Annotated in this window: 30 protein-coding genes; 6 read left to right on the top strand and 24 right to left on the bottom strand. The window is 45.5% G+C overall.

The annotated features are described in order from the left end of the window. Position 1 precedes the first annotated feature (1 nt). The 10 genes from RAC86_RS07735 to RAC86_RS07690 form a co-directional block, all read right to left on the bottom strand. Positions 2–1,489, bottom strand: coding sequence for a phage portal protein (locus RAC86_RS07735; RefSeq protein WP_377885476.1), 1,488 nt, complete (start codon positions 1,487–1,489; stop codon positions 2–4). A 3-nt stretch (positions 1,490–1,492) separates the two neighbouring features. Next, positions 1,493–2,794, bottom strand: a complete 1,302-nt coding sequence (locus RAC86_RS07730; protein WP_128422186.1) for a PBSX family phage terminase large subunit — start codon at positions 2,792–2,794, stop codon at positions 1,493–1,495. Continuing rightward, entirely contained in the window at positions 2,791–3,588 is a 798-nt protein-coding gene (gene xtmA / locus RAC86_RS07725) for a phage terminase small subunit (protein WP_041351206.1), read from the bottom strand. The genes RAC86_RS07730 and xtmA overlap by 4 nt, the downstream gene beginning before the upstream one ends. 117 nt (positions 3,589–3,705) lie before the next feature. Then, the gene (locus RAC86_RS07720) at positions 3,706–4,215 is read right to left on the bottom strand and encodes a sigma-70 family RNA polymerase sigma factor (RefSeq protein WP_019712460.1); all 510 of its coding nucleotides are present in this window, start codon (positions 4,213–4,215) and stop codon (positions 3,706–3,708) included. Between the two features lie 115 nt (positions 4,216–4,330). After that, positions 4,331–4,537, bottom strand: coding sequence for a phage-like element PBSX protein XtrA (gene xtrA, locus RAC86_RS07715; RefSeq protein WP_003244900.1), 207 nt, complete (start codon positions 4,535–4,537; stop codon positions 4,331–4,333). Continuing rightward, complete coding sequence (xkdD, locus tag RAC86_RS07710) at positions 4,534–4,884, bottom strand: phage-like element PBSX protein XkdD (RefSeq protein ID WP_021479479.1); 351 nt, start codon at positions 4,882–4,884, stop codon at positions 4,534–4,536. Before xkdD ends, xtrA begins: the two co-directional genes overlap by 4 nt. An 84-nt stretch (positions 4,885–4,968) precedes the next feature. Further along, positions 4,969–5,136, bottom strand: coding sequence for a hypothetical protein (locus tag RAC86_RS07705; RefSeq protein ID WP_003245588.1), 168 nt, complete (start codon positions 5,134–5,136; stop codon positions 4,969–4,971). Further along, on the bottom strand, positions 5,136–5,936 hold the full coding sequence (locus RAC86_RS07700; protein WP_010886492.1) for an ATP-binding protein: 801 nt from the start codon (positions 5,934–5,936) through the stop codon (positions 5,136–5,138). The genes RAC86_RS07705 and RAC86_RS07700 overlap by 1 nt, the downstream gene beginning before the upstream one ends. Then, positions 5,836–6,672 (bottom strand): phage-like element PBSX protein XkdB, encoded by an 837-nt coding sequence (locus RAC86_RS07695; RefSeq protein WP_003245799.1) that lies wholly within the window; start codon positions 6,670–6,672, stop codon positions 5,836–5,838. Before RAC86_RS07695 ends, RAC86_RS07700 begins: the two co-directional genes overlap by 101 nt. Beyond that, positions 6,659–6,838: a hypothetical protein gene (locus tag RAC86_RS07690; RefSeq protein ID WP_003232712.1), complete on the bottom strand. Its 180-nt coding sequence runs from the start codon at positions 6,836–6,838 to the stop codon at positions 6,659–6,661. The genes RAC86_RS07695 and RAC86_RS07690 overlap by 14 nt, the downstream gene beginning before the upstream one ends. Positions 6,839–7,015: 177 nt before the next feature. Here RAC86_RS07690 and xre point away from each other — a divergent pair, with 177 nt between their 5' ends. After that, on the top strand, positions 7,016–7,357 hold the full coding sequence (gene xre, locus RAC86_RS07685) for an HTH-type transcriptional regulator Xre (protein ID WP_003232719.1): 342 nt from the start codon (positions 7,016–7,018) through the stop codon (positions 7,355–7,357). A gap of 162 nt (positions 7,358–7,519) precedes the next feature. After that, positions 7,520–8,116 (top strand): ImmA/IrrE family metallo-endopeptidase, encoded by a 597-nt coding sequence (locus RAC86_RS07680; protein WP_003232721.1) that lies wholly within the window; start codon positions 7,520–7,522, stop codon positions 8,114–8,116. Positions 8,117–8,159: 43 nt separating this feature from the next. Here the strand turns inward: RAC86_RS07680 and RAC86_RS07675 are convergent, their stop codons facing one another. Together RAC86_RS07675 and RAC86_RS07670 are read right to left on the bottom strand one after the other, a co-directional pair. After that, positions 8,160–8,996, bottom strand: a complete 837-nt coding sequence (locus tag RAC86_RS07675) for a manganese catalase (protein ID WP_003245071.1) — start codon at positions 8,994–8,996, stop codon at positions 8,160–8,162. Between the two features lie 76 nt (positions 8,997–9,072). After that, positions 9,073–9,675 (bottom strand): poly-gamma-glutamate hydrolase family protein, encoded by a 603-nt coding sequence (locus RAC86_RS07670; RefSeq protein WP_377885475.1) that lies wholly within the window; start codon positions 9,673–9,675, stop codon positions 9,073–9,075. A gap of 105 nt (positions 9,676–9,780) precedes the next feature. On the opposite strand from RAC86_RS07670, the gene RAC86_RS07665 reads away from it, so the two are divergent. Continuing rightward, positions 9,781–10,158, top strand: a complete 378-nt coding sequence (locus tag RAC86_RS07665) for a PH domain-containing protein (RefSeq protein WP_015715726.1) — start codon at positions 9,781–9,783, stop codon at positions 10,156–10,158. A 39-nt stretch (positions 10,159–10,197) separates the two neighbouring features. Here RAC86_RS07665 and RAC86_RS07660 read toward each other — a convergent pair whose 3' ends face one another. Next, positions 10,198–11,151, bottom strand: a complete 954-nt coding sequence (locus tag RAC86_RS07660; protein WP_377885474.1) for an N-acetylmuramoyl-L-alanine amidase — start codon at positions 11,149–11,151, stop codon at positions 10,198–10,200. 120 nt (positions 11,152–11,271) lie between these two features. Here RAC86_RS07660 and RAC86_RS07655 point away from each other — a divergent pair, with 120 nt between their 5' ends. Next, positions 11,272–11,529, top strand: coding sequence for a YciI family protein (locus tag RAC86_RS07655; RefSeq protein WP_377885473.1), 258 nt, complete (start codon positions 11,272–11,274; stop codon positions 11,527–11,529). 29 nt (positions 11,530–11,558) lie between these two features. Here RAC86_RS07655 and phrA read toward each other — a convergent pair whose 3' ends face one another. The 3 genes from phrA to yjoB form a co-directional block, all read right to left on the bottom strand. Continuing rightward, positions 11,559–11,693, bottom strand: a complete 135-nt coding sequence (phrA, locus tag RAC86_RS07650; protein WP_003245487.1) for a phosphatase RapA inhibitor PhrA — start codon at positions 11,691–11,693, stop codon at positions 11,559–11,561. Continuing rightward, on the bottom strand, positions 11,683–12,819 hold the full coding sequence (rapA, locus tag RAC86_RS07645) for a response regulator aspartate phosphatase RapA (protein WP_015252291.1): 1,137 nt from the start codon (positions 12,817–12,819) through the stop codon (positions 11,683–11,685). Before rapA ends, phrA begins: the two co-directional genes overlap by 11 nt. A 144-nt stretch (positions 12,820–12,963) precedes the next feature. After that, positions 12,964–14,235 (bottom strand): ATPase YjoB, encoded by a 1,272-nt coding sequence (gene yjoB / locus RAC86_RS07640; RefSeq protein WP_003245490.1) that lies wholly within the window; start codon positions 14,233–14,235, stop codon positions 12,964–12,966. A 148-nt stretch (positions 14,236–14,383) separates the two neighbouring features. Here yjoB and RAC86_RS07635 point away from each other — a divergent pair, with 148 nt between their 5' ends. Together RAC86_RS07635 and RAC86_RS07630 are read left to right on the top strand one after the other, a co-directional pair. Next, positions 14,384–14,848 carry a DinB family protein gene (locus tag RAC86_RS07635; RefSeq protein WP_014479541.1) on the top strand — a complete coding sequence of 155 codons (465 nt, stop codon included), beginning with the start codon at positions 14,384–14,386 and terminating at the stop codon, positions 14,846–14,848. Between the two features lie 224 nt (positions 14,849–15,072). Continuing rightward, the gene (locus RAC86_RS07630) at positions 15,073–15,837 is read left to right on the top strand and encodes a sulfite exporter TauE/SafE family protein (RefSeq protein ID WP_033884348.1); all 765 of its coding nucleotides are present in this window, start codon (positions 15,073–15,075) and stop codon (positions 15,835–15,837) included. 38 nt (positions 15,838–15,875) lie between these two features. Here RAC86_RS07630 and RAC86_RS07625 read toward each other — a convergent pair whose 3' ends face one another. From RAC86_RS07625 to allD, 8 genes are all read right to left on the bottom strand, one after another. Further along, positions 15,876–17,369, bottom strand: coding sequence for a UxaA family hydrolase (locus tag RAC86_RS07625; RefSeq protein ID WP_377885471.1), 1,494 nt, complete (start codon positions 17,367–17,369; stop codon positions 15,876–15,878). After that, the gene (locus RAC86_RS07620) at positions 17,366–18,808 is read right to left on the bottom strand and encodes a tagaturonate reductase (RefSeq protein WP_377885470.1); all 1,443 of its coding nucleotides are present in this window, start codon (positions 18,806–18,808) and stop codon (positions 17,366–17,368) included. Before RAC86_RS07620 ends, RAC86_RS07625 begins: the two co-directional genes overlap by 4 nt. Before the next feature lie 76 nt (positions 18,809–18,884). Further along, positions 18,885–19,886 carry a LacI family DNA-binding transcriptional regulator gene (locus RAC86_RS07615; RefSeq protein WP_095010688.1) on the bottom strand — a complete coding sequence of 334 codons (1,002 nt, stop codon included), beginning with the start codon at positions 19,884–19,886 and terminating at the stop codon, positions 18,885–18,887. A gap of 87 nt (positions 19,887–19,973) precedes the next feature. Further along, a complete protein-coding gene (locus RAC86_RS07610) occupies positions 19,974–21,242 on the bottom strand; it encodes an MFS transporter (protein ID WP_377885469.1) in 1,269 nt (422 codons plus the stop codon). 47 nt (positions 21,243–21,289) lie between these two features. Next, entirely contained in the window at positions 21,290–22,126 is an 837-nt protein-coding gene (locus RAC86_RS07605) for an SDR family oxidoreductase (RefSeq protein WP_377885468.1), read from the bottom strand. Further along, a complete protein-coding gene (uxuA, locus tag RAC86_RS07600) occupies positions 22,123–23,202 on the bottom strand; it encodes a mannonate dehydratase (RefSeq protein WP_377885467.1) in 1,080 nt (359 codons plus the stop codon). Before uxuA ends, RAC86_RS07605 begins: the two co-directional genes overlap by 4 nt. Positions 23,203–23,226: 24 nt before the next feature. Further along, on the bottom strand, positions 23,227–24,246 hold the full coding sequence (locus tag RAC86_RS07595) for a zinc-binding alcohol dehydrogenase family protein (RefSeq protein WP_326146065.1): 1,020 nt from the start codon (positions 24,244–24,246) through the stop codon (positions 23,227–23,229). 5 nt (positions 24,247–24,251) lie between these two features. Next, positions 24,252–25,265, bottom strand: a complete 1,014-nt coding sequence (gene allD / locus RAC86_RS07590; protein ID WP_377885466.1) for an ureidoglycolate dehydrogenase — start codon at positions 25,263–25,265, stop codon at positions 24,252–24,254. Between the last annotated feature and the right edge of the window lie 82 nt (positions 25,266–25,347).

Here is a 25,347-nt window from a genome sequence, read left to right as displayed (position 1 = left end):
TTCAGGACGTTTTGATATCTTCGATGCTTTCTTTCAACTCCTGCATGAGCGCAGTCAGGTTTGTCTTTTCCGCATCCTGTCCTGCAGGCCGTTTATAAATGTCCTCAGGCCACTCCTCAAGTGTTTTGCCAAGCACCCGTCCGGCAAGGTCGCGTAAATCATTCGGCGAGACCGCTCCTGCTGTAATAAAAGGACCGAGCACCTTCGCAATCTCAAGCGGATCACGAAAGTCCGGTCCTTTTAATGTCAGCCTGACGTCATGGATATTCAGCTCCGGCAAAAGCAGCGTGTTCAGTTTATTCACGAGCGTTTTTCGCTCCGGCTGAAAAACCTGCTCCTCCGTAATTTTTCTAGCAGTATCAGCTGTCGCCCGGTTGTATTCCTGGGCCTCGCCTGTATACAGCGGCGGGAGACGGAACGCGGAACGCAGCTTATTTCTGCTTTTTTCATCGTATTCAAGAAACAAGGCGTCGTTTTGGAGAATTTCAGCCAAAGATTTGATTTCCACGGAAACCGGCGTAATATCCTCGCCTCCGTGGAGATCCTTTTCTTTTGCGATTCCTTCCGCTTCGATCAGGAGAAATTTATGTGCGTTTTCCACGCCTTCAAGATCATTCATGTATTCCTGCAGCTCCCGGTAAGAAGCTTCAGACAGCATCCCGTTTTCCACTGTAATCGCAGCGGGGACGTGACGTCCCTGCTTAAAATACATAAAATTGAGCTCTTCTGCTTTTCGGGCCCCGTATAAATTGACAATATTGCCGATCCAGCGGGGTACACCGTATACGCCGCTTCCGATTTTGAGGTGAATGGCTTCATTTGCTTGATACTTCTCTGCCAATGTGTTTACATATTCACCTGTGCGCATATCCATTTTTCGCGGATCGCCGTATTCTTTAAAAAATACTTTCTTTCCATTGATCATCTGCACATATTTTCGGAAGCGTTTTTGCCTTTTGATCCTTTTCATTTTCCCGTTTTCTTCATATACAAATGAAACCTCTACAGGCTCGCCTGCTCCGCATACACGCATATATTCCACATCTAAATATTCGATGCCGGCAGGTTTTCCCGCCCCGTCGCGAAGCACTTCCATAAATCCGTTGCCTGTTTTTTCTCTGTCTTCGATGGCATAGCCTAAAATCATTTCAGCTGATTCATCAAAGTGAAGACATTTATAAAAGGCTTCGAGTCTGGCCCAGTCTTTTTCCGCTCTTTTCTTTTTTGCCTGATCGACATCACTTGCGTTGACATCAAATGTGTACTCAACATCGAATCCAAAGCCTGTAATATTCACTCTGTACGCATCAATGCATTGCTGTAGAATGGTCGAGTATTCGGCAATAGTTTTGAGCTCGATGATATTGTAGGGCGGAGCGATAATGTCCTCTCCGTACAGCTCAGAAAAGTCATCTTCATAGATTTGCTTTGTCTGAGGAGCCGCGGCATTGGCTTTAAATACAGTTGCTCTGACTGTTTGATTGTGCATGATTTATGACCTCCTCCTTTCTCGGTTCGGCCGGATTCGTTTGTGTGCTGTCTCTTTCATATCAGCAACCTCATAATCATCAAGCGCATACCAAATGGCAGAAAGCGTATGCGGGTCAATCGTGAATTCATCCTCAATCAGAGCTCCGTTTTTATCTTTGGCATACGTAAGTGTCTTGAGCTCATAGATGACATTTTCACAGCGGTCCGAACAGAAGATTTTTTTGAACCGTTTTACCTTTTTGGTATATTGAAGCCTGGAGCCGGGAAACTTTCTGGCTCCAACCATCCGAAAGCCCTGCTGGCGGAAATATTGGATGCTTTTCGGCTCAGCCGAGTCGGCTTTGATCAATTCCTGTGTCTCAATAAACTCACGCAGCTCCTCAGCCGTCCTATCATCTGTCATTTTATTTTGATAATACTCCCAATAAATGTAGAGGTATTTTTTTTCAGGATCTACAGCAAGCCGGACGACGGCATTATAGGATTCCTCGAATCCAAAATCCATACCTGTACGAAAGATTGGCTTGCTGATGGCTGCGATACATTTTTTCACTTGATCATGCGGGAGTACCTCGAACTGCGGCAGCACCCTGATCCCATTGACGCCGAATCGGCCTTTGCGGGCAATCCGGTACAGGTCAGGATCATACTCCTTAAGTCCTTCAAGCTGTTTCAGATAGCTTTCCGGGAGAAAAAGATTGTCGTTAGCGGTGGAATGATGGTAATACGTATCTCCCTTCACAATTGTCCGCTTTTCGTAAAGTTCGCTGTCATCCAGCACAAACCGTTTCTTGCGTTCATCCCGAAAAAAATGCCTGTACGTCCAATTGGAGGTGCCGACGGGATTGGTGGTACAGATCATATGAAGCTTCAGCTCTGGGTGGCGAAGACGTCCGATTAACTCCTTGAACCCCTCATACTTCACCTCTGAGCACTCTTCAATCCATATTAATGAAATGTTATGAACCGATTTTAATTTTGCCGGATTGTCCATTCCTTTGAACATGATCCGGCTGCCATTGTGAAATCGCAGCTGCAGCGGGGAAGAAAGAGATGCCACAGCCTTTGTGAGACCGAGCTCTTCGATCACCTCTTGAAACAAGGCGAAGGTCGAATCCCGGTGGGTATCGAACACCTCCCGGATCACAAGGGCCGTCCGTTTTTCCTTCAGCAGCTTTAGCACGATTTTCAATGCGGTATGATAGCTTTTGGAGGAGCCGTAGCCGCCGACGAGAAACTGGTACGTCTGCTCCCAATTGAACACGTAATCTTCGAAATGAGGGTTGATTTCTTTTACAATCATGACTTGCGCTCTTTTCGTTTGATCATAATTTCAATCGGCTCCTGGCTGTCATCTGTTTTCTCCGCTTTTTGTTTGGCAAGCTTCAATTTCTCATTTTCAATTTTTTGTTTAAATTGATCTGGAAACAAATCAAAATATAAGGATAGCTTCTCAAGCGCCTTCATTTTATCTGCAAGCTTGATGGCAATGCCTTCTTTCCCAAGTTTTGCTTCCGTTACAATGGTGCCATCAACGAGCCCGGAGTCTTTGACATCGACAAAGCTGATTTCCTTCATAATCGGATTATCATCTTCATCAAACAGCGGACCCGATTTCCCGACAGCCTGGACCTCTTTTTTTCCAAAGGTCACATAGTCCGTAATATCCGCAAACGCGATCTTGATATAAACCTGCAGCACATCCATCGCTTCAATAAACATCTCATTGACCATTTCTTTTTTAATGCGTCTGATTTCAGCAGCGACCTTTTCGTTTTTTAAGAGCCGGCTGCCCGTCACATGAGCGCTGTCCGGAGAATAGCCCGCTTTGATTGCTGACTGTGTGGCATTGAAGCTTTTGACGTAATACAGGCAAAACAGCCGCTGGCGTTCATTTAATTCATCGTTGTCTATAGGGCGCTGTTTTTGTTCGTTTTTGGACGCAGAAAACAGGGCCTCTTTCCATTTGTCTTGTTTTTTCCAGATGCCGATTGTTTTCGGGGAAACACCGATTGTGTCCGCAATCGCCCGATTTGTGATCTTTCCTTGATGTTGTTGATAGATTGCTAATGCTTGTTCGCGCTGTTGTGTTTTCATGCTACGGCATCACCGCCACCTCCAGCATGGTTGTTTATTCATAAAAGCGGCTGATCATGCCAGCCGCTTATGTGTCATGCTCTATTCACTTATAGGTGGCAAACGTATGACAAGCTTTCATGCAAGTGATCGATTCATTTCTTCCTGCTGTCTTTGCACCTTTACGATTGCCCGTTTGATCGTCGTTTGCACTGTCGATTTTTTCACGCCGAGAAGATCGGCGATCCGTTCATAAGAAAAACATTCTACCTTATGCAGCAAAAACATTTCCTTTTCTCTGTCCGTTAACAGGGCTAATGCTTCTCGAATTCTCTCTCTGTCTTCTTCTGATACCTGTCCGTCCGGCTCAAACATCATAGCGCTGGAAAATGATTCGATGATTCTCGGGTCCTTGATCATCAGCCGCTGGTAGGCATCACGCCGGTCAATCGCCCGTCTGATACCGGGCTGCCTTCCTTTTTCAAGCCACTCTGTTACATATTCAAGATCAGTAATCATATTTCTGATGATTTTTTTATCCTTCAGCTCTTCAGCTGAGAGCACGGATTCATCTGCCTCAGCGAGCGGTTTATATTGGTTTCTTGTTTGTTTGAGCGTTCGTTTATATTCAAATAGTAAGTCTTGCATTCTATGATCCTCCTCATTTTTGGCAAATAAAAAACGGACACCAATCAACGCACAAATGCTGTGCAGTTGATCAGTGTCCGCAGGCTTTCCGTCTTGGACGTATTCTGTTTTCGCTTTAATTTAATTTGTAGCCGATTTCAAATTCCACTCGGGCAAGGTCGCCCTTTCTTGTTTCGACGAGCGTTTTTCCATGCTCGGGCGCTTCTGTGATCCATGCTTCTTGCTTGATGCCATCCACAATAATGACACGGATTTTCCCGTCCTCCAGCTGGCTCTTAAGCGTGACGGAATCGATATGCAGCAGTTTTTTAGGATGAATCATGTTTTATTTCCTCCCCTTTTCGGTGCAGCGCTTGCTTCAGCTTTTTCTAATAGCTGAATGATGCGCTCCTTTGAATGAACAGAATTCCCTTTCAGAAAATCAAGCGCTGCTTTAGACGCTTCCAGCAATTCAGGCGCAGCGGCCATCAAAGCGGCATTGCTTTTTTGCGAATAAGAGCTGAGGTCAAATACAGCGGCAATCAGCCGTCCATTTGAATATGGGAATCTTTCTTTTTCTTCTTCACTGTAAGCTGAATAAATATAGATCGGTTTGGTATCCCCGCACGGGACAGCACGCCACGGCGCAGGGCTTTTCTCTGCCTGTTTTGTTTTTGCCAACACTTTCACTTCCCGTCGTCCTTATACCATTGTTCAATGTTTTTTTCTGTTCGCTTTGCCCGAAACAGCAAAGCGATTAGTGCAGTCAGCTGTTTAATCATAGATATTCAGCCTCGCTTTTCCCGCTGTCAGCATTTGCTCCAGCTTTTGAATGACAGGCGTTAAGTCAGTGCCGGACCGGCAGTTCGGACATGGATGAAAAACGACTCCAATACCGGTATGTTCCACAATGACTTTCTTTGTTTGACAAAGCTTACACATTATCTGACGCCCTCCAATCTATGGTTAAGCTCGTAGGCTGCTCCTTTGATAATCACTAAATAGTCACTGCACATCTCATAGATTCTCGTGCCGAGCGCTTCATCGACCCGTACAAGTCCTTCAATTGTCAGCTCGCTCGAAAGCAAAATCGGTTTATGATTTAAGTAGCGATAGTTGAGTACCGAATACATTTGCTCTAATTGCCAATCTGTAGCGCGGGGTTTGCCGTTAACCGGTTTAAACAGATCATCAATGAACAGCACATCCGCCTGCTTCATCCGGTTCAGCTTCGCTTCTAATAGGGCAAAATCATTTTTCAGATCAGTAAAGCCTTCCACGAACGGAAAATAAATGACAGGCACATAGCATGTTCTCATTAATTCGTTGGCTGCGGCGGTCAAAAGGTGTGTTTTCCCTGATCCGGGCTGTCCTAAAAGGGCAATGCTGTTTTTTCGGCAATCCTTGATTTGTTCATAATCGGCAACATACTCTTTTGTACACTCAAATGCGTCTTTTATGGCCTGCGGCTTTCCCTCCGTGCGGAATTCCTTGAAGCCGAGCTGTCTGAAAGCGTGGGTAATCTCACTTGCACCCAGCAGCCGCTTCACTTTTCGTTCTGCCATGCAGCTGCACATCGTCCAGACTTCCAGGCCATTCTGCCTGACGAGATAACCTCCCTGATCCTTGCAGCGCAGGCAATCATACCTGCTTGCGTCTGATTCGGCCGGTTTGTCCGCCAGTAATGGACGTCTCCCTCTTCTCAGCTCGTCCAAAATCTGTTCGATTGTTCGTTTTGTCATGTTTTTTCATCCTCTCATGCTGAATTGCGGCATTCTTTTTGGCTTGCTGCGCGAAAAATCGATCTTCAATGAATTTCGAGCAGTAGCGAAAAGCCTTGATTGTTTCAGAAGCGGCGGTCCGCCGGTTTTCAAAAGCCTGAAAGCATTCTTCAAGCCATTTGATTGTTTGCGTGACAGGAACGCCGATGGCAACAATGCGGGCGATGGCTTGATAATCTCTTGAGGAAGGATACACGGTGCGTCCTTCTTGAGCCGACCGTAATTGTGTAAACCGCTTCGCAATGTGATCCACTGCATCATCAGCAGCAGTATATTTGTTTGTTTTATCTATATCTGTACGGTCGTTTGTGTCCGGTGTCTGCGGCGAAAATGGCCGTTCTTTTAGACTCCCGTGTACAGTATTGTCCGATCTGAAGCTGAATTTTTTTGAATGCTTGACCGAAATCATCAGTCCGTATGGCGCACGGACGGCCTTTATGTAATCATGGTTTTCGAGAAGCTCCAGCCATCTTCTGACGGTTTTTTCACTTACGCCGAAGACTGCCGCCATTTCTCTCGCTTTTAACGGCTTATGGCCGAGTACGATGCCCCAGCTTACGCCGTCTTTTTCGATTTCTTTTGTTGTTGAGCTGATAAACCAGAGAAACAGCCATAACGCCGGGCCAATTTTGTCATAATGTTCTGAATTCAACAACCCTGAATACGTCGGAAAAGGATAGCTTTTATCGTTTTTCATTGTACGCCGCTTCTCCTTTTAACATCATGTATGCTTGAAACTGTTCCTGCGTTTCAAAGTGAAACACCGGAAGGCCGCATGCGGTAAACGAAATGGTGCCGCCGGATTGTCCGAGATGGCGCTGATCTATGGGATTTTCACTAAAAACGATTTGGATCGGATACATGTGATCACTCTCCTGATCTTTTTTGATACATTTTGTATCGGATGTTACCAAGTATAAACGATACATTCTGTATCATCAAGTTATTTTTGATACTTTTTTTATCATAACTTTATTTTGATACATTTTGTATCTATAATCATAAGTAACGTAGGGAGTTTAAAAAAGAGAGGTCATAGTATGATAGGCGGCAGATTGAAGAGTCTCAGAGGGAAAAGGACACAGGAAGAAATCGCATCACACATCGGTGTGTCACGGGCACGATATTCCCACTATGAAAACGGGCGAAGCGAACCCGATTACGACACACTCCAAAAGCTGGCTGATTACTTTCAAGTAACGACTGATTACTTATTAACGGGGAAAGACAAAAAATCCGATGACGATATGTTCTCAGATCCGGACCTGCAGCTTGCATACCGCGATATGCAGGATTTTTCCCCAGAAAGCAAACAGCAGGCCATCGAATTTATCAACTATTTAAAAGAAAAAGAGAAAAACCGCAAACCGAAAAATAAATAAATCGTTCTCTGTTCTCTAAAACATATAAAAAGTAGACCGATATAAAGAAAAAAGTGTTTATTTTTTAAAGAAAAGGGAAAGATTTCTACACTACCTTCCAGTCCTATACGGGCTTTTCTTTCTCGCTAAAAACAGAACAAATGTTCGAAAGGGAGTATTCAATTGGGCGATTACTTATCACATCTGGAGGAATACGTTAAAAATTTATACGGCCGGCTGGGCATCACATCCCCTCATCACATTGACATGCTGAAAATCGCAAAGGATCTGGATATTTGGGTGCATTTTGAGGATATGGGGAGCATGATGGTGAAATACGACGGCATGTACAGTATCGTATTGAACCAAAAAAAGTCACGGGAAGAGCAATGGGAGGATTTTGGCCATGAGCTGTGCCACGTGTTAAAGCATGCAGGCAATCATTTTCAGATGAACAAGCTCTTCAGAGAGCTTCAGGAATTCCAGGCAAATCAATTTATGTACCACTTCTGTGTGCCAACCTTTATGCTGTTGCAGATGGAACTGCCGCAATGGAGAAGCCAGGCACTCGCCACAATTGCGGCGGTATTCCGGGTAACAAAGGAATTTGCTGATAAAAGGCTTGACATGTTTGAACGGCGTAAAGCAGGTATTCAATTTCAGAAGCGGCTCGCTTATTTATTATCTCACAAGCGGCCAAATGCGTACGAGGAAGGCGATCAGCAGCACTTGCAGGTCGCTGAGGAAAAAGCGTTATATCATATTGGTAAAAACATCTGATCAAATACGGGCTGAGGATATATTCCTCAGCCCAGAAGAGAACCTAACATTTCGACATTGGGGGAACTGTATTATGCAGCCACATGGGCGCCGGTTTAAGATGAGGCGCAGATGCGAACGCAATCGGAGCCGGGATATACCTGAATTCACCCCGGCCGTCAAAGGCTTCCCCATGTGCCCATCTTCCTTGTGAGCTTTCATCTCCCCTGGAAAAGTTAAACAGGTCATAGGAGACTTCCTGCTTTTCGAGCTCACGCGGAAACGTCGTCGGGACGACAATATCCCGTTCTCTTTCCTCCAGCTCTTTAATGGCCGCGTACCACATATTTTGATGATAGGTATCCCTTGCAATCAAAAATGACAGCATATCTCTTACCCCTGGATCATCGGTCATGGCATAAAGCCGTGTCACCTGAAGGCGTCCTTGGGCCTCCGCATTTAAGTTAGCGCGAAAATCGGCCAGCAGGTTTCCGCTTGAGATAATGTATTTTGCATTCCACGGATAGCCCTCACTATCTGATGCCATCGCCCCCAATCCGGACACAATCGCGTGCTGAGGATTCATACCTGACATGACTGCTGCAATAGCGGGATTGCTTTTATAAGCATCCTCCTGTACATCCGCGGGTGCATTGTCCAGAAGTCTGGAAATCATCGTTGCCAGCATTTCTACGTGCCCAATCTCTTCGGTCCCCACATCATATAACAAATCTTTATACTTAGCATCCGCCCTGCAGTTAAACCCTTGAAACAAATACTGCATCATGACGCTAATTTCACCGAATTGGCCGCCGAGCACCTCTTGAAGTTTTTTCGCATAAACCGGATCGGGATGAGCTGGCTTTGCTTGATATTGAAGCTCTTTTATATGATAAAACATGAATCATTCCTCCCCACACTTTCGCACAACCCCAGCGTATGAAGGAATAGGCCCACCGTGCAGGTCCCGTCTAGTTTTATTTATAAAAGCCAAGCTTGACGGCTTCCACATATCGATCAAACAAATCGTTTTGTATGTAGCTTTTATCACGGCACCCAAAATTGCGGAATAGCGCGTTTCGCTGTGCCGTGCTTACCTCCAATTGCAGTCCCATTTCTCTTTTCGTCCGATTGACAATATTGCTTGGGTGTACACCTGCCAGGCGGTCTTTCTCATTAGTGAGCTCGGCGCTGAAACCCGCTTCATTCAGACGCTCACAAATGAGCTTGGCTTTTTTACGATCCGCCCCGCCGACCAATGTATGCGGGATTTTCGGATCATAATACCCGTGAAACGCTAATGCGTAATGGTGGTCATTCACTTTTTCTAAAGCCAGCGGCTCATCAAAACGAATGCTAGTGAGATGCAAGGAACGGTTGTTTCGCTGCTTTAGACCCTCAAACAAATAGATGGAACATCGATCCGAAAATGCCAGCACCAGTTCACTGACGCCAGGCTCAATTCTGCCGCCGTGAGGACCGAGGACGATAAGCTCACTTCCGTTTTTCTCCTCATAAATAATCCGGTACTCCGACTCAGAAGCAGAAAGGGCCGCAAAGCTGTCATACATATCTTCCATCTTGAACGCCCCCCTTTACCAGTCAGCACCAGTTTACTCTACTCATCTATGAATGAAAACCTTTTTTATAGTATGATTTGATAGAATACGCAGAGGAGGTATATGATGGGGTTTATTGATGGATTACTCGGCAATGCATCAACACTGTCAACGGCAGCTGTGAAAGAAGAGCTTGCCCATATTTTGCTGGAGGGTGAGAATGTTGAAGCCGCTTTTAAGCTGGTTCGCGATTTGATTGTCTTTACTGAAAAGCGACTTATCCTTGTGGATAAACAGGGAATCACAGGCAAGAAAACGGAATTTCAATCGATTCCGTACAAAAGCATTTCCAGATTCAGCGTGGAAACCGCCGGCCGCTTTGATCTCGATTCAGAGCTGAAAATTTGGATCTCCGGCGCAGAACTTCCTGCCGTCTCAAAGCAGTTTAAAAAAGATGAGAGCATTTATGATATTCAAAAGGTGCTTGCCGCAGTTTGTATGTAAGATAAAAAGACGGAAGCTTCACAGCTTCCGTCTTTTCATTTACAGCTTTTCCTCCAGCTTCGCTTTCGTTTTCGGACCGTAAATCCCATCAGCCGTTAAACCGCTGACAGACTGAAAACGTTTCACTGCATTTGCTGTTTTCGGGCCATAAACGCCGTCAACGCCGTGATTTTCCGCTCCTTTATCAGGATAAAAATAAAGAGCGGCTAAAGCGGTCTGCACCTGCTTTACTTTTGTCCCTTTCGTCAGCGGGCTTGTCACTTTGATCACGCCGGATGGGAGCGGATATGAGGATGCGGCATGGCTTTTAGAAGCAGATGCCGTCTGAGGCAGTTTGATCACTTGTCCGACTTTAATGTAATTCGGGTCAGTAATATGATTGATGCTTTGCAGCGTTTTCACACTGACTCCGTGTGATGCGGCAATCCCTGACAATGTGTCGCCTTTTTTCACATGATATTCAGACGCTGAAGAAGAGACTGCAGCTTTTTTAGCTGATACGCCCCCGTTTAATTCCTTTTCAATTGCCGCCTTCACTTGATCCCAGCGCCCCTCTGATAAAATGCGGTGCGGGCAATACTTTCCGTTCCAGTCCTGGTGCTTTCTCACCCGATCGATGCCCCAGCCGCGCTCCTTCAAAAGCTGTGCTACAAATGAAATCGCCAAGGCTTCAGCTGCCTCATACTTCGGGCCTCCCGATTTGCTGTAGCAAATCTCAACACCGATTGATTTGCGGTTTCCCGGACCGTTTGTGCCGTCACCTGTGTGCCAGGCGTTTCGGTTAAGCGGCAGACCTTGAATCACCTCTTGATCATCGACCGCAAAATGAAAGCTTGTCGAGCTTGTGTTCCCGATCATATAGCTGATTTCATTGGCCGCTGATGCATCGTTTGCCGTGTTGTGAATGGTAATGTATTCAGCGGACATTGCATTAGGACACTTCAACGCGTATTTCGCCTCAGAAACCAAATTTTTCTTTACTGGAATGCTCACCTATCATCTCTCCTTTTCTTTTTTCATAAATAGGTGGCATTCGTAGGACGAAAAGCTCATATCATCTATCACCGTAATATGGATAAATGTGTTAAACTGAAGTTCACGGAGGGTCTGAATATGTATACATATTTAATGCTGACAATGAGAACGGAGAAATTTAATCAGGAGCATGTGGCTGGGCACTATGAATTTCTGGATCGTTTACAGACAGAAAAGCGTTTAAAAATGTTTGGGCCATTCAGCGACGCCACAGGCGGAGCGTATGTCATCGAAGCAAATTCACTGGAAGAGGCAGCGGAAATCGGCCATGCGGATCCGCTGGTGGCAAGTGGATCTTCTGAGCTGACGATAAAAGAATGGAAGCTGAAGAAATAAAAAAGACCCCTAAGGGTCTTTTTTATGCATCATGTTTGATTGCGTGCCGCAATATGAAATGTTTTCCCTTCTGTGTTTGCTGTTTCACCTGCATGAACCATCACCTGAGTAAAGCTGAACCCGACCGCAACGAGCAACAAACCTGACATCCATTTAGATTTCATATAAACAATCTCCTCTCTGGATTTGTTTTTGTGCGTGCACCATTTTCTCATAAAATGAAAGTGCTTTTTCGGGCTGTCCGTTTTCTATATAGAATTGGGCAGCATCATGCGCCAGCTCTTCAATATAAGGATACAGCATATGTTCTTCAAGAAATTGAAAGGTGTGTGAGACCGATTCTGTGTCAATGTTTTTTCCGTATAACGCATGTAAAAATTGAAAAAGCTCCACAAATAATTCATCACTGTATTGACGGGCGATTTCCAATCCTTCACGATACTTTTTTTGCGCTTCGGCGTCATTTTTTTGTTTATACAGAACTTGTGTTAAAGAGTAGATAGAATGCGGAAGATTATCGAACTTTTCCGACTTGCAAATAGAAACAGATTTCTCAAAGTATTCGGCTGCCTTTTGCAGTTCACCCATTTTCTCATAGCAGTTTCCGAGATTATATAGGGCAGAACTGATCAGGCGGGGATTGCCTTCTTTCTTTGCAAGATCTAAAGCCAGTTCTAAGTGGGGCAATGCTCTTTCTGGATACTGCATATCATCATAATTACCTGCAATAACGAATTCACATTGGATTCTGCGGACGGTGTACGTTTCATACATTTGGTATGTTTCTAATGCCTGAACGGCGTAGCTCATCGAAACATAGGTTTGTTTTAAATTGTAAAAAATCTCAGCCATTTTAAAAGCAAACTCTGCTTTCTCAATATCATCCGAGACGAGGGCAAGATTCTTTTCTGCCCGTTTATAATACATCATGGCACTGACAAACATCTTCTGCTTAAATTCATACATTCCTCGAAAAAAATTAAAGTAATATTCGAGAAGCCCTGTCAGCTTGTACTGATTCCCTTCGATGTCTTCTAACAATTCTGAAAACTCTAGCTGCGACGTGTCCTCTCCAAAAGGCTTAATGTAATCCAGCATGACACGGTGCCTGAACTCCATTAAAGAATAATACAGCAGCAAATCTTGGTCTTCTTCCATATCCTCAATTTCTCTTTCTACTTCGAGCTTGACCCGTTCGGCTTCAGCGACGTGGAACTGCCGGATATGAGTATACCATTCATTAATTTTAAGCCCGACATAAGAGGACGGAATCGTCTGCTTCATCCTCAATTAATCCCCCCTTTTGAATTACCCGAGATATGTCATATTTTATCATATTTACAAGAAAAAGAAGAACGCAAAATAACCGCAATTGTCGAATTTCGGCTAACCGCAACAAAAAAGCACGGGTTTTTCAAACACCCGTGCTTTCTTTTAGTGAAAACCGACTTTGTTTCTTTCCATCCAGCTTCCCCGCTGGCTTTTTCTTTGCTCTCCTGTCATGTCTTTCACCATGGTTTCAATATGGTGATTCCCTTCTTGGTGCCATTGAAGGGCTGAAGATACATATAATTCTCCCAGCTGTGCAAAGGAAAAGCCTTCTGTAAGTTTTGCGGCGTTTTTTATTTCTCCTTCACTCAAAAAGATGCCAAAGCCTCTCATTTTCATATATTCCAGCCGCAGCTCTTCATCCGGAAGCCCGATTTCATAGGCACGGTCAAATCGTCCTGCACGATTCATCAAACCTGGATCGATCTCTTCGGGATAGTTTGTCGTACCGATGAGAAATAGCCCCTCTTTTGATGTCGCGCCGTCCAGCGTATTGAGAAAAAAGGACCGCACATCTTCCGGCATCGAATCTATATCCTCGATGACCAGAACTGCAGGAGCAAGGCGTCTCGCTGCCTGAAAGACTTCTTCTATTGTCTCGCTCGACGTAAATTCAGTAATTTGCCAATAAGCAACAGGTGCATCGATACTGCCTGCGATCGACTTCACTAACGTCGTCTTTCCGTTTCCAGGAGGTCCATATAACAGAATGCCGCGCTTGTAAGGGATGTCATATGTTTGATAAAACGATTTATCACTATGAAAAAACTGATCAATTGATCTGTATATCTCTTTTTTCAATAGCGGATTCATGATGACTTGACTCCGCTGAACCTCTCTGACAATGGCTTCCTGCTCTCTTGAAGTCCCTCCATCTCCATCCGTAAACACGGTCACTTTCCGCTTGCTTTTTTCCCAAAGACGCGGTCTGACTCCCTCCAGAAATGCACGCATCTTTTCATCGTTAACCGCAAACAGACAATCAAAACTCATAATGCTCCCATCTTGAAAATATGGAATTCTGGCAAAAGCAACTCCCTTTTCAGGATACGCGTATACACTGTTTCTTATAGACTTATGGACGGTATAATCCGGTTCTTTCTCATCTTCATCGTAAGCAAAGGTTTTCTTTTCAAGCTTTTCAAATATATATGCCACATGCTCAGGCTCCAATGAACCGCTGCGGACATCTTCTACAAGAAGCTCCCAGTATTCCGTATTTGGATCATCACTGGCATAGAGCTCATAGAATACACCGTATTGATCATAAAGCGTTTCTTCAATCCGTGTGATAAGGTAACCGAAAGTGCCGTAGCCCGCCGCAGCTCTTTCATTCTCTTTTTCTTCGTACTGATAAATGAAAGGTATGTTAGTCATGTTTATACTCCATTTCATGTTTTGTGAACGTTATATATACGATTGACATAGCATTTTGTTTCATCCCACAGCATATTACTTGTGAATTCATAACCGTTGATATAGGATTTCATTGCACCATTTATTTTTACATATGGAGGAGATCATAATGAGCCAATCCAATCAAATTGTCAGCCATTTTTTATCCCATCGAAACGTGACCAATGAGCTTGCCGAAAAAATCAGCAAAGACCACTACAGCTACAAACCGGCAGAAACATCAATGTCAGCAGAAGAGCTGGTCAAACACATTCTTACGTCTTTCCACTTGTTCGCAAATGTCATTAAGGAAGGCAATGCCTCACCATTTCAAAACAAGCAGGAGGAAACAGAAACAGATCTCAATGTTCTGGCAAAAACATATACAGAAAAAACGGCCGCTATCCTTGAACAGCTGACTGAAGAGCAGCTGGACAGAGAAATTGATCTGACATCCGCTTTCGGCAGAAAAGTCACAGGCCGCGCGCTGCTTCAGCTTGCAATGGAGCATGAAATTCACCATAAAGGCAACCTGTTCGTGTATGTGCGGGAAATGGGCCACACTGAGCTTCCTTTCTATCAGCAGCGCATGTAGCGTAAACAAGAAAAAAGATACCTGTTAAGAGGTATCTTTTTTTTGCGCCTTTAGTACTTCTCGATTTCGTCCAGACACTCATTATAGGGCAAATGAATAGAGATATTGAGCATACCAAAATTTCAAGCAGCTAACGTGCAAAAATTCAAAAAATTTAATTGATTAACGCGTCCTAATCATATATAATCTGATAAAAATAGTCGGGTTTTCAGGAGGCCTTTATCATGAGTGTAAGCATCATATTGATGGGTTTGTTTGTCGGAGCCTTAGTCGGATTGACGGGAGTGGGTGGAGCGGCCTTATTAACTCCCCTTTTAATTGTGCTTGGAATTAATCCTTCCATCGCGGTCGGTACGGATCTTGTATATAACTCGATCACAAAGCTGTTTGGCGTTGCCTCCCATTGGCGGCAGAAAACGATTAACTTTAAATTGGTAAAATACTTAGCCATCGGCAGTATTCCGAGTGCTTCGCTAGCCATTGGCATATTGCATTTGTTCCCCGCCTTTCACCAGCATCAGGAAGAAATTATTAAGCACGCTCTAGGATATGTGTTAACGCTGGTTGCCATTTCAATCATCGTTCGTTTGTTTTTGGATAGAAAACTTCGTCCCAACCGCTGGCAGCTGATGCCGCTTGAAGATAAGAGGGCGCTGACGATTCTTATTGGTGTTGTGTTTGGGTTTATCGTCGGATTAACATCAATCGGTTCCGGCTCATTATTTGCAATCGCCATGATTTACTTATTTAACATGAAAGCGTCACAGATTGTCGGAACCGATATCGCGCATGCATTTCTTCTTGTTACGGCAGCAGGCATTTTGAACGCAAGCTTCGGAAGCGTGGATTACATGCTGGCAGCTAATCTGCTCATTGGTTCAATTCCCGGCGTGCTGATCGGAAGCCATCTTTCGCCTCGATTCTCCCCGCGTCCGCTGCAATTTATTATGGCGTCCATTATTTTAGTCAGCGGTTTAAAATTGATTTAATGAAGAAGGCTATCCGCTTGAAGGATAGCCTTTTCTTATTATAGCGTCACACCCGATTTAAAAATGGCAAGTTCTCTGAAATCATTTTTTTCATGGTTCACAAGCTGGCCGCTTGCCACCTCAATCATATAGTGGATAAACTCACGCAGCACATATTCCTCATGAACATCATCCTCTGCTAAAAGGCCTGCGTTAAAATCAATCCAATGCGGCTTCGCTTCATACAGCTCGGTGTTTGTCGCTACTTTCACCGTCGGGACAAAGGTGCCAAACGGCGTGCCTCTCCCCGTTGTAAAGAGGACAATTTGGCAGCCGGCCGCCGCCAATGCGGAGGAGGCGATCAAATCATTGCCCGGTGCGCTCAAAAGAGTCAGCCCTTTTGTCTTGAGTACTTCACCGTATTTCAAGACATCCGTGACAGGAGAAATCCCCGCTTTTTGCGTACAGCCCAGCGATTTATCCTCAAGTGTAGAAATGCCGCCCGCTTTGTTGCCCGGTGAAGGATTTTCGTACACCGGCTGATCATGTTTAATAAAGTATTGTTTGAAATCATTGATTAAATCGACTATCTTATGAAACACTTCTTCATTGGCAGCCCGCTGCATCAGGATGGTTTCTGCGCCGAACATTTCCGGTACTTCCGTCAGCACAGTACTCCCTCCCTGTGCAATGAGATAATCTGAAAAACGTCCAAGCAGCGGGTTTGCGGTTATGCCGGAAAAACCGTCCGAACCTCCGCATTTCAGCCCGATCTTCAGTTCAGACAGCGGAATGTCTTCTCTCTTATCTCCTTTGGCCGCTTCATGAATTTCCTTCAGCAAAGCAACGCCTGCCTCCATTTCGTCGGTCACCGACTGGGATTCCAGAAACTTCACCCGCTTCAAGTTCACATCTTGCAGTGCTTCCTTCATTCTTGCCAGCTCATTGTTTTCACAGCCAAGCCCTAACACCAAGACACCGCCGGCATTTGGATGGCGAATGGCATTCAGCAGGATTTGCTTCGTATTTTCATGATCGTCGCCAAGCTGCGAGCATCCGTATTGATGCTTTAACACCAGTACGTTATCAAATGGAGCGATATCCCCTGTTTCTCTGACAAAACGCTGCAGCATTTTTTCTGCTATTCCATTGACACAGCCGACAGTTGGGACAATCCACAATTCATTCCGTACACCCGCATCTCCGTTTTCTCTTCTAAAACCTTTAAACGTCCGGTTCTCATTAGAATACGGATTTTCATCAAATCTCGGTGTATAGCTGTATGATTGGATATCAGACAGGTTTGTTTTCGTATTATGGACATGAATATGCTCTCCGATCGAGATATCTTGTGATGCATGACCGATTGGAAACCCGTACTTGATGATGCTGTCATTTTCTTTAATAGGCTGCAATGCAATCTTGTGGCCTCTTTTTATATCATCCTTTACTTCAACCGACACACCGTCCGCATGCAGCCTCTCTCCCTTTTGGATATCCCGCAGAGCAAGAAGGACATTATCTTGCTTATGAATCTTTATAAACGACTTCAACGTACCTCTCCCCCTTGTATGCAGTATTGTTCAAGAGCCCGCTGCATGCCCAGCTCATGAATAAGATTCAAGTAAACAGCGACTCTATCAGTCAGCTTCGGTATCTCATTGAGATCTGCCCCCCACAGCCGCTGTTCGCCTAACACTCTTGATGCAATCCGAAGCATGTCGCCATCCTCCTGACACCAAACCTCTTTGAAAAATTGAAGAACTGCCGGATCATCCTGCAATGTCTCGTTATCATGATAAAAATACAGAAGAGCGCTGAAAGAAAACACCAAGCGTTCAGGAAGCTGTCCCTTTTGTTCAGCATATTCCTTAAGAGTCGGCAGGTTTCTCGTTTTGAATTTGGAAATGGCGTTCAATGCAATGCTTTCCAGGTAATGCTTAATATACGGGTTTTTAAAACGGTTCAGCACATCGTCAGCATACTGAGAAAGACCTTCCATTTTTAAAACAGGAAGAATTTCGTCATCAATCAGCTCTCTTATAAATCGCCCCACTTCCGGATGCTCGACAGCATCCCTAACAGTCTTCAAGCCGTATAATAAAGCCACTGGCGTCATTGCTGTATGAGCGCCATTTAAAATTCTTACTTTTTTAGTCCGGTATGGGGTGAGGTCGCTGACGATCTTTGTATGCAGCCCTGCAGCCGCAAAGGGAAGTTCTTTTCCAATCCAATCAGGCCCCTCGATAACCCATAAATAATATTGCTCTCCCACAACTATCAAATCATCCTGATAGCCAAGATCTGCCGTGATCTCATCAATGCTGTCGACGGGAAAACCCGGAACAATCCGGTCTACTAAACTATTACAAAATGTATTGGCCTCATGAATCCACTGTGTAAATCCTTCCTCCAGCTTCCACAGATGTGCATAATGAAGAACCGTTTCCCTCAGCTTTTCACCGTTATTCTCGATCAGTTCACATGGGATCAGGACACACCCTTTTGTCTGATCTCCTTTAAAAGCCTGATAGCGAAAGTAAAGAAATGCAGTTAATTTCCCAGGGAATGCTTTTTGCGGCCTATCCTCTAAACGATCTTTTTCATCACATACAATCCCAGCCTCAGTGGTGTTGGAGATAATAAACCGAAGCCTTTCGCTTGATGCCAATTCTTTGTATGCTTCATAATCAGAAAACAGGTCAATCCCCCGGCTGATTGAGTTGATAATCATATGCTCGTTTACCGCTTCTCCGTCTTTCATTCCTTGTAAAAAAAGCGTATATAATCCATCTTGCTGATTTAATCGTTTGATTTTTTCTGAGCCTCTTGGCTGGACAACTGCCACGCTCCCATTAAAATCAGTGTGTTGATTCAATTGATCAATCTGCCAATCGACAAATCCCCGAAGAAAGTTTCCTTCTCCGAACTGGAGAATTTTTTCTGGATACTGAGTATAGTGATCGTACACATTTTTATTCAGCTTCTGCACCCGTATTGCCTCCCTCTCCTTTTATGCACACGTTAACATTTTTCTTTATAAAGAATGCCCGCTGAAAAACGGGACATCACGTCGTCAATCGTCTGACTGAATCACGCACCATAAATTCTGTGTTTTCCAAGATTTTTTCTGCTCTTGTTTCGGGCTCGCTGATCAGAGACAAGAGTTTTTGCGCACCGAGCACGCTGATTTTCTCCACTGGGCGCTTTACTGTTGTAAGTCTTGGCGTGATGTACTGTGAAAACCCAATATCATCAAACCCGATCACCGAAATATCATCAGGAACGCGCAGGCCCTTTGCGAATATCGCATTCATCGCTCCGATTGCCATGTCATCATTCGAACAAAAAACAGCGGTTGGAGGATTCGGCAGTGCCAGCAGCCGCTCCATCGCTTGAAAGCCGCTTTCCATATCGTACTGTCCTTTGACACTGTATTCATGCTTGATCGGAATATGATGTTGAATCAGTGCAGATAAGTAGCCTTCCTTTCGCTGCTGGGAGGATTTAAAGCCTTCGATCCCCTCGATGATGGCGATGTCTTGATGTCCGGACTGAATGAAGTATTCTACAGCTTCTTGAGAGCCTTCCTTGTCATTGGACAAAATATTCGTGATGGTGCGATCATCAATATCACGATTCAGCACGACAAGCGGAATGTTTTTTTCGCGAATATGGTAAATAAAAGAATTATCAATGTCACTTTGGCTCATTAAAATGATGCCGTCATATCTCATCGGTGTAACGGAGTCATAGTTTTTCAGATCATCAATGCCGCGCACATACAGATTGTAATCCTCACTTATGGCTTGATTGACGCCTTTGATTGTGTCTGCAAAGAAGCTGTGTGAGGTTCCGTTTGTAATGCTTGTAAAGAATAGCCCGATCGTATGCGACTTTTGCATCGCCAGACTTTTCGCATTTACATTTGGTGTATAGTTGAGCTGCTCTGCTAGCTCTAATATCTTTTTCTTCGTATGTTCTTTGATGTAAGGGCTGTTGTTGAGTGCTCTGGAAACGGTTGTGTGGGATACGTTTGCGAGTTTTGCGATATCTTTTATGGTTACCATCTAATTCCCTTCCTTATCATACCGGCTGCGATTATTTACTGTATATTGTATCATCAAATATACCGCCTCTCCCACTATATTTCCAGATTAATAAGACACAGGATTCTCAGCTTCTGTTCCCGCTGGCTTGCCAATGATTGGACGGACAAAACGAATCACAGCAAGTGAAGCGAAGACAGCCAGCCCTCCGGCAAGCAAAAATGCTCCAGAAAACGTGCCTGTTTGGTCAACAATAAATCCGGTTAAAGCCGGGCCGATAATTCCTGCCGTGTTGGCGAGGAAATGCATGAAGCCGCCAACAGAACCGACATTGTTTTGATCAACCACATCTTGAATGACAGCCCAATAGATAGCACCGGTCAAATAAAGAAAGAACACTGACAGAGCGACAAGAGTGACAGCCCCCGCAGTCGTTGCCACAAGCCCGGCAAAACCAATCAGGACAGCTGATGAAAACAAACACGTGACAAGCACAACCTTGCGCGAAAACAGCACACCTTTTCGGGCCGTTTTTTTGTACACATAGTCAGAAACAAATCCCCCCGCAGCCAGCCCGATAAATCCTAAAATCCACGGTATGACCGTGATGACACTCATCAATTCAACACTCAATCCCCGCTCGTCGACAAGATAGCTCGGAAACCACGTCAAAAAGAAGAAGAGGATGTAGTTGTAAGCGAAAAAAGCGAACGCCGTGAACAGGACCGTTTTTTGCTTCAGGTAAAAGGTGAGCGGAATTTTTTCTCTGGGAGACGTTTCTGCTTTTATTGCCGGTGCTTCCTTAATCGTCTCTTGCGGCTTTTCTTTGACAAACTTGAACCAGAGCACTGCCCATATCAATCCAATAATCATAATGAGAACGAAGGATACCTTCCAGCTGAACGCCACTGCGATCATGCCGACTATCGGGCCGGAAATGGCTCCCCCGAGCGGCGTGCCGCTGTTGGTTACACCGATAACAGACGCCCGCTGGGTCGGCGGGAACCAGTTGTTCACCATCTTGTTGATGGTCGCCGAAAGCGGGCCTTCTCCCATTCCGAAGAGAATGCGTATAATCAGCAGGCTGACAAAGCCAAAAGCGAGGGCGACTGCTCCGCTAAACAGCGACCAAACAACCATCGCGACAAACAAGGTCAGCTTTGCCCCATAGCGGTCTGATGCCACGCCCCCAAGAAAGTTAAAAATCGCATAACCAATCGAAAAACTGCTGAAAATCAAGCCCATTTGCGTGGCAGACAATGTGAGATCATCCTGAATAAAAGGAGCTGCAATGGAAAGCGCCGAGCGATCCAGGTAATTAATCACCCCTGCCAGGAACAAAAAAAGGATAACGGGAAGCTTATCTTTTGAAAACATCTCAACCTCACCCCTATGTTGGTTCAGTTTCTGTTGCACCGCTTTCGTTACACACCTGAATAAGCCATAAATCCTCCATCGACAGGAACGGTGATCCCAGTGACAAAACCGGAATAGGATTCATCCGCCAGCCAAAGGAGCGTACCGAGCAAATCCTCGGGTTTTCCGAAGCGCTTCATCGGTGTTCCCGCAATAATTTTGTGAGATCGGCTGGTGAACGTTCCGTCTTGGTTGATCAGCAGATCATGATTTTGTTTTGTCAGAAAGAAGCCTGGGGCAATCGCATTGACCCGCAGCCCGGTTTCGGCAAAATGAACAGCCATCCACATCGTAAAATTATTGATGGATGCTTTCGCGGCACTGTATGCCGGAACCTTCGTCATAGGTGAATAAGCACTCATGGAAGAAAGGTTGATGATCGCCGGTGAATCGGCTTTCAGCAGCTCTTTTCCAAACACTTGCGAGGCCAGAAACGCACCGGTGAAATTGGTGGAGAATACAGTTAGAATGCCCCTCTCATCCATATCAAAAAAGGATTGGCCTTCTCCCGCTTCTTCATATGTCTCCACATCGGTTATCGCGTCAGGATGATTGCCGCCAGCCCCGTTAATTAACAGATCAACAGCGCCAAATTGGCCAAGGATGTCTTCCTTTGCCCGTTCCAGTGACATCCTGTCCAGCACATCCGCAGCAACAGCGCACGCTGTGCCGCCAGCCGCCGTTATCTCCTTCACGACCGCTTGGCCTGTTTCAGCCGTCCGATTCAATATCGCCACCTTCATGCCATGACGGGCAAGCTCCCGGGACATCGCAGAGCAAAGCACGCCGCTGCCGCCAGTGATGACAGCCGTTTTACCTGCCAGGTTCTCATGCAGCGGGATCATACGCCCACCTCTTTTTTTGCCATTGCTTCATAGGCGTCCCACAGCCCGTTCAAATACATGATGCCAAGTGCCCGATCGTATAAGCCATATCCCGGGCGGCATTGCTCGCCCCAAAGATGGCGCCCATGATCCGGTCTGACATATCCTTCGTAATCCTGCTTATGCAGTTCTTCCATCACGCCTTGAATGTTGATCGAACCATCCTTTGTTAAATGAGATGTTTCAATAAAATCGCCATTCTCATAAATTTTCACATTGCGAATATGTGAAAATGGAGCGATGCCGGCATACGTTTTAGCGATCTCCACAATGTCGTTAGCGGGATTGGCTCCCATTGAACCTGTACAAAGGGTGATACAATTAGACGGTGAATCTGATATCGCCCGCAGTTTCTTATAGCTTGCCTCTCCTGTGATAATGCGCGGCAGTCCGAAAATCGGCCACGGCGGGTCATCCGGATGAATGGCCATTTGAACACCATAGGCCTCAGCAACAGGAAGAATTTCCTGCAAAAAGAATGATAAATTGTCCCATAGCTTTTCTTCATCGACCGTTCTGTAGGCAGCAAAAAGCTCTTTGATCCGAGCTAATTTTTCGGGCTCCCACCCCGGCAGTGTCATGTCAGATGCATCCTCCACCGTCCGAATCAGCTCTTGAGGATCAAGGCTTTCCACCTTGGCCTTTTCAAAAAACAGAGCGGTCGATCCATCTTCTAGCGGCCGGAACATGTCCGTGCGTGTCCAGTCAAAAACCGGCATAAAATTATAGCAAATCACTTTCACGCCAAATCCGGCAAGGTTGCGGATCGTTTGCTTGTAGTTTTCAATATACCGGCCGCGTTCTTCGTTCCCAAGTTTAATCGTTTCGTGAACATTCACGCTTTCTACAACTTCAGCATGAAAACCATAGGATTGAATATATTCGGTCTCGGCTCTGATTTCTTCTTTTTCCCACACGTCGCCGACGGGCTTTTGATGGAGAGCCCAAACGATGCCTTTGACACCGGGAATTTGCTTCACGTGTTCAAGTGTGACTGTATCGTTGCCTCGTCCATACCATCGGAATGTCATATTCATGCTCGCACCTCCGGATTCAGTCATTTAATCAAACGTGATGACGGCTTTTCGCACCTGATCTGGATGCTCCTTAATAAACTGAAATGCATGATGAACGTCATCAACTGAAAATGTATGGGTCACCAGCCCGTTATGCACTAACCGGCCTCTATTCAAAAGCTCTACTACTTTTGGAAACTGATTGGTCTGCAATCTCGATCCGGTTATCGTGACTTCTTTTTTTGTAATTGGCAGCTGAGAAATCTGAGCCGCTCTTTCATCAAATCCAAGCACAACCACATGTCCCGCCGGTGACACAGCCTCAATTGAAAGCGCAAAAGTCTCCGGCAGGCAAACAGCATCAATGACCACGTTTGCTCCTTCATTCCCAGTCCATTCAAGGACCCGCTTGGCAACATGTTCTGCTTGGACATTTACAACAGCATCGGCGCCGTTTTCTTTCGCAAATGCCAGCCGCTCGTCGTTCAAGTCAGTCATCATGACAGCAGCGCCCGCCAGTTTTGCCATTTTTAACACACAGATCCCGATGGGCCCCGCTCCCTGGATCAGGACGGTATCACCTTTTTCCACCTGGCCTCTCCACACTGCCTGGGCGCCTATCGTATAAGGCTCGGCCATGACTGCTTCCTCCCAAGGCAAGTCCTTTAAGACCGCGTGAAGCTGCCTTTCCGGAAGCACAATATATTCCCGCATGCCTCCGTCCTCATGTACGCCAAATACAGAAAGCTTGGCGCAAACATTCGGCCGCCCTTTGCGGCAGGCATAGCACGATCCGCAATAAGAAATCGGCTCAATCACCACATGATCACCGGGTTTTAGGCTCTGTACATTCGCACCAACTGCCTCCACTTGTCCCGTTACCTCGTGTCCGATGACTCTCGGGAGGGTAGCGAGCGGATTCGTTCCATGATAAATGTGCATGTCTGAACCGCAAACGCCGACTCGCTTGACTTTCACGAGCACTTCATCATCCTTTGAAAGAACTGGTTTCTTCACCTCCGCTGTCACCAGATCATACGCTTTTCGCACTTGAACCGCTTTCATTTTACTCACCTGCTTTTTAAGAATTCATACACGCTCCGGGCGATAGAAATTCCGTTTTTCTTATTTCTTTCTTCATGCAGCTGCTCGATCTCGCCGGGCACATACACTCTTTCGAATCCAACAGCCGGCGGTGATTGCTGCAGTTCATCAATCATGGCATCCATCTGCTCTAAAAACGTATCCCAGTCAGTAAAAAAGGCTGGATTGATCGCACAAACGTAATGCCCCAGCTTTCTTTTTTGATCAAGGCCGCTGTACATTTTGGCAATATGAGGGCCAAAAGCCGCGCCCGCCAGCAATCCTGAAAATACATCCACCACAATCGATAGTCCATAGCCTTTCGGGCCCCCGAATGTTGAAAGTGAGACGACCTTGTCAGGATCAGTTACTGCTTCTCCGTTTTCATCGACTCCCCATCCTTCAGGAATTTCTTTGCCCTCTTCACGGGCCTGCAGAATCTTCCCAAAAGCCACTTTGGATGTCGCCATATCTAAGATAAACGGTTTTTTATGCTTAGCCGGAACACCGTAAGCAATCGGATTTGTCCCTAAAAAAGGAGTCCTCCCCCCAAACGGGACAACGATACTGTCTGTATGCGTCATTGCCATTCCGAGCAGCTTTTCGTCAGCCGCTTTTTGCACAAAATAGCTTAGCGCTCCGCAATGGCTGCTGTTTACGGCCGTGACCATGCCGACTCCTTTTTTCTTCGCCATGTCAATTGCATGGTCCATCGCCATGTCGCAATTCACATGACCGAAACCATCGTCTCCGTCAAGCACCCCGGTCACAGGCCCCGTTTCTTTAAAAACAGGCTGTGCCCCAGGATTGATCCCTCCCGCTAAAAGCCTGTTCACATAGTGTTCTGTGCGCAGCACGCCATGCGAATGTACATTGCGCAAATCAGCGTGCACGAGAACATCTGCTACTTTTTCAGCATCTCGTTCATTCAAACCGGCACCGGCCAGCTTTTGCCGAACGAGTTCCTTTGCTTCTTCAGCTGCAATTGTTATCGTTTTCAAGCATGTGCCTCCTTCCTTTTCAGTTTTTTGGGCAGTCTCCTAGCGAAACCCCTACAACTGTCTCTTATACCCATATGACGCT

The organism is Bacillus sp. LR_5 (assembly GCF_042709275.1).
This window is presented reverse-complemented; position numbering and strand designations above follow the sequence as displayed.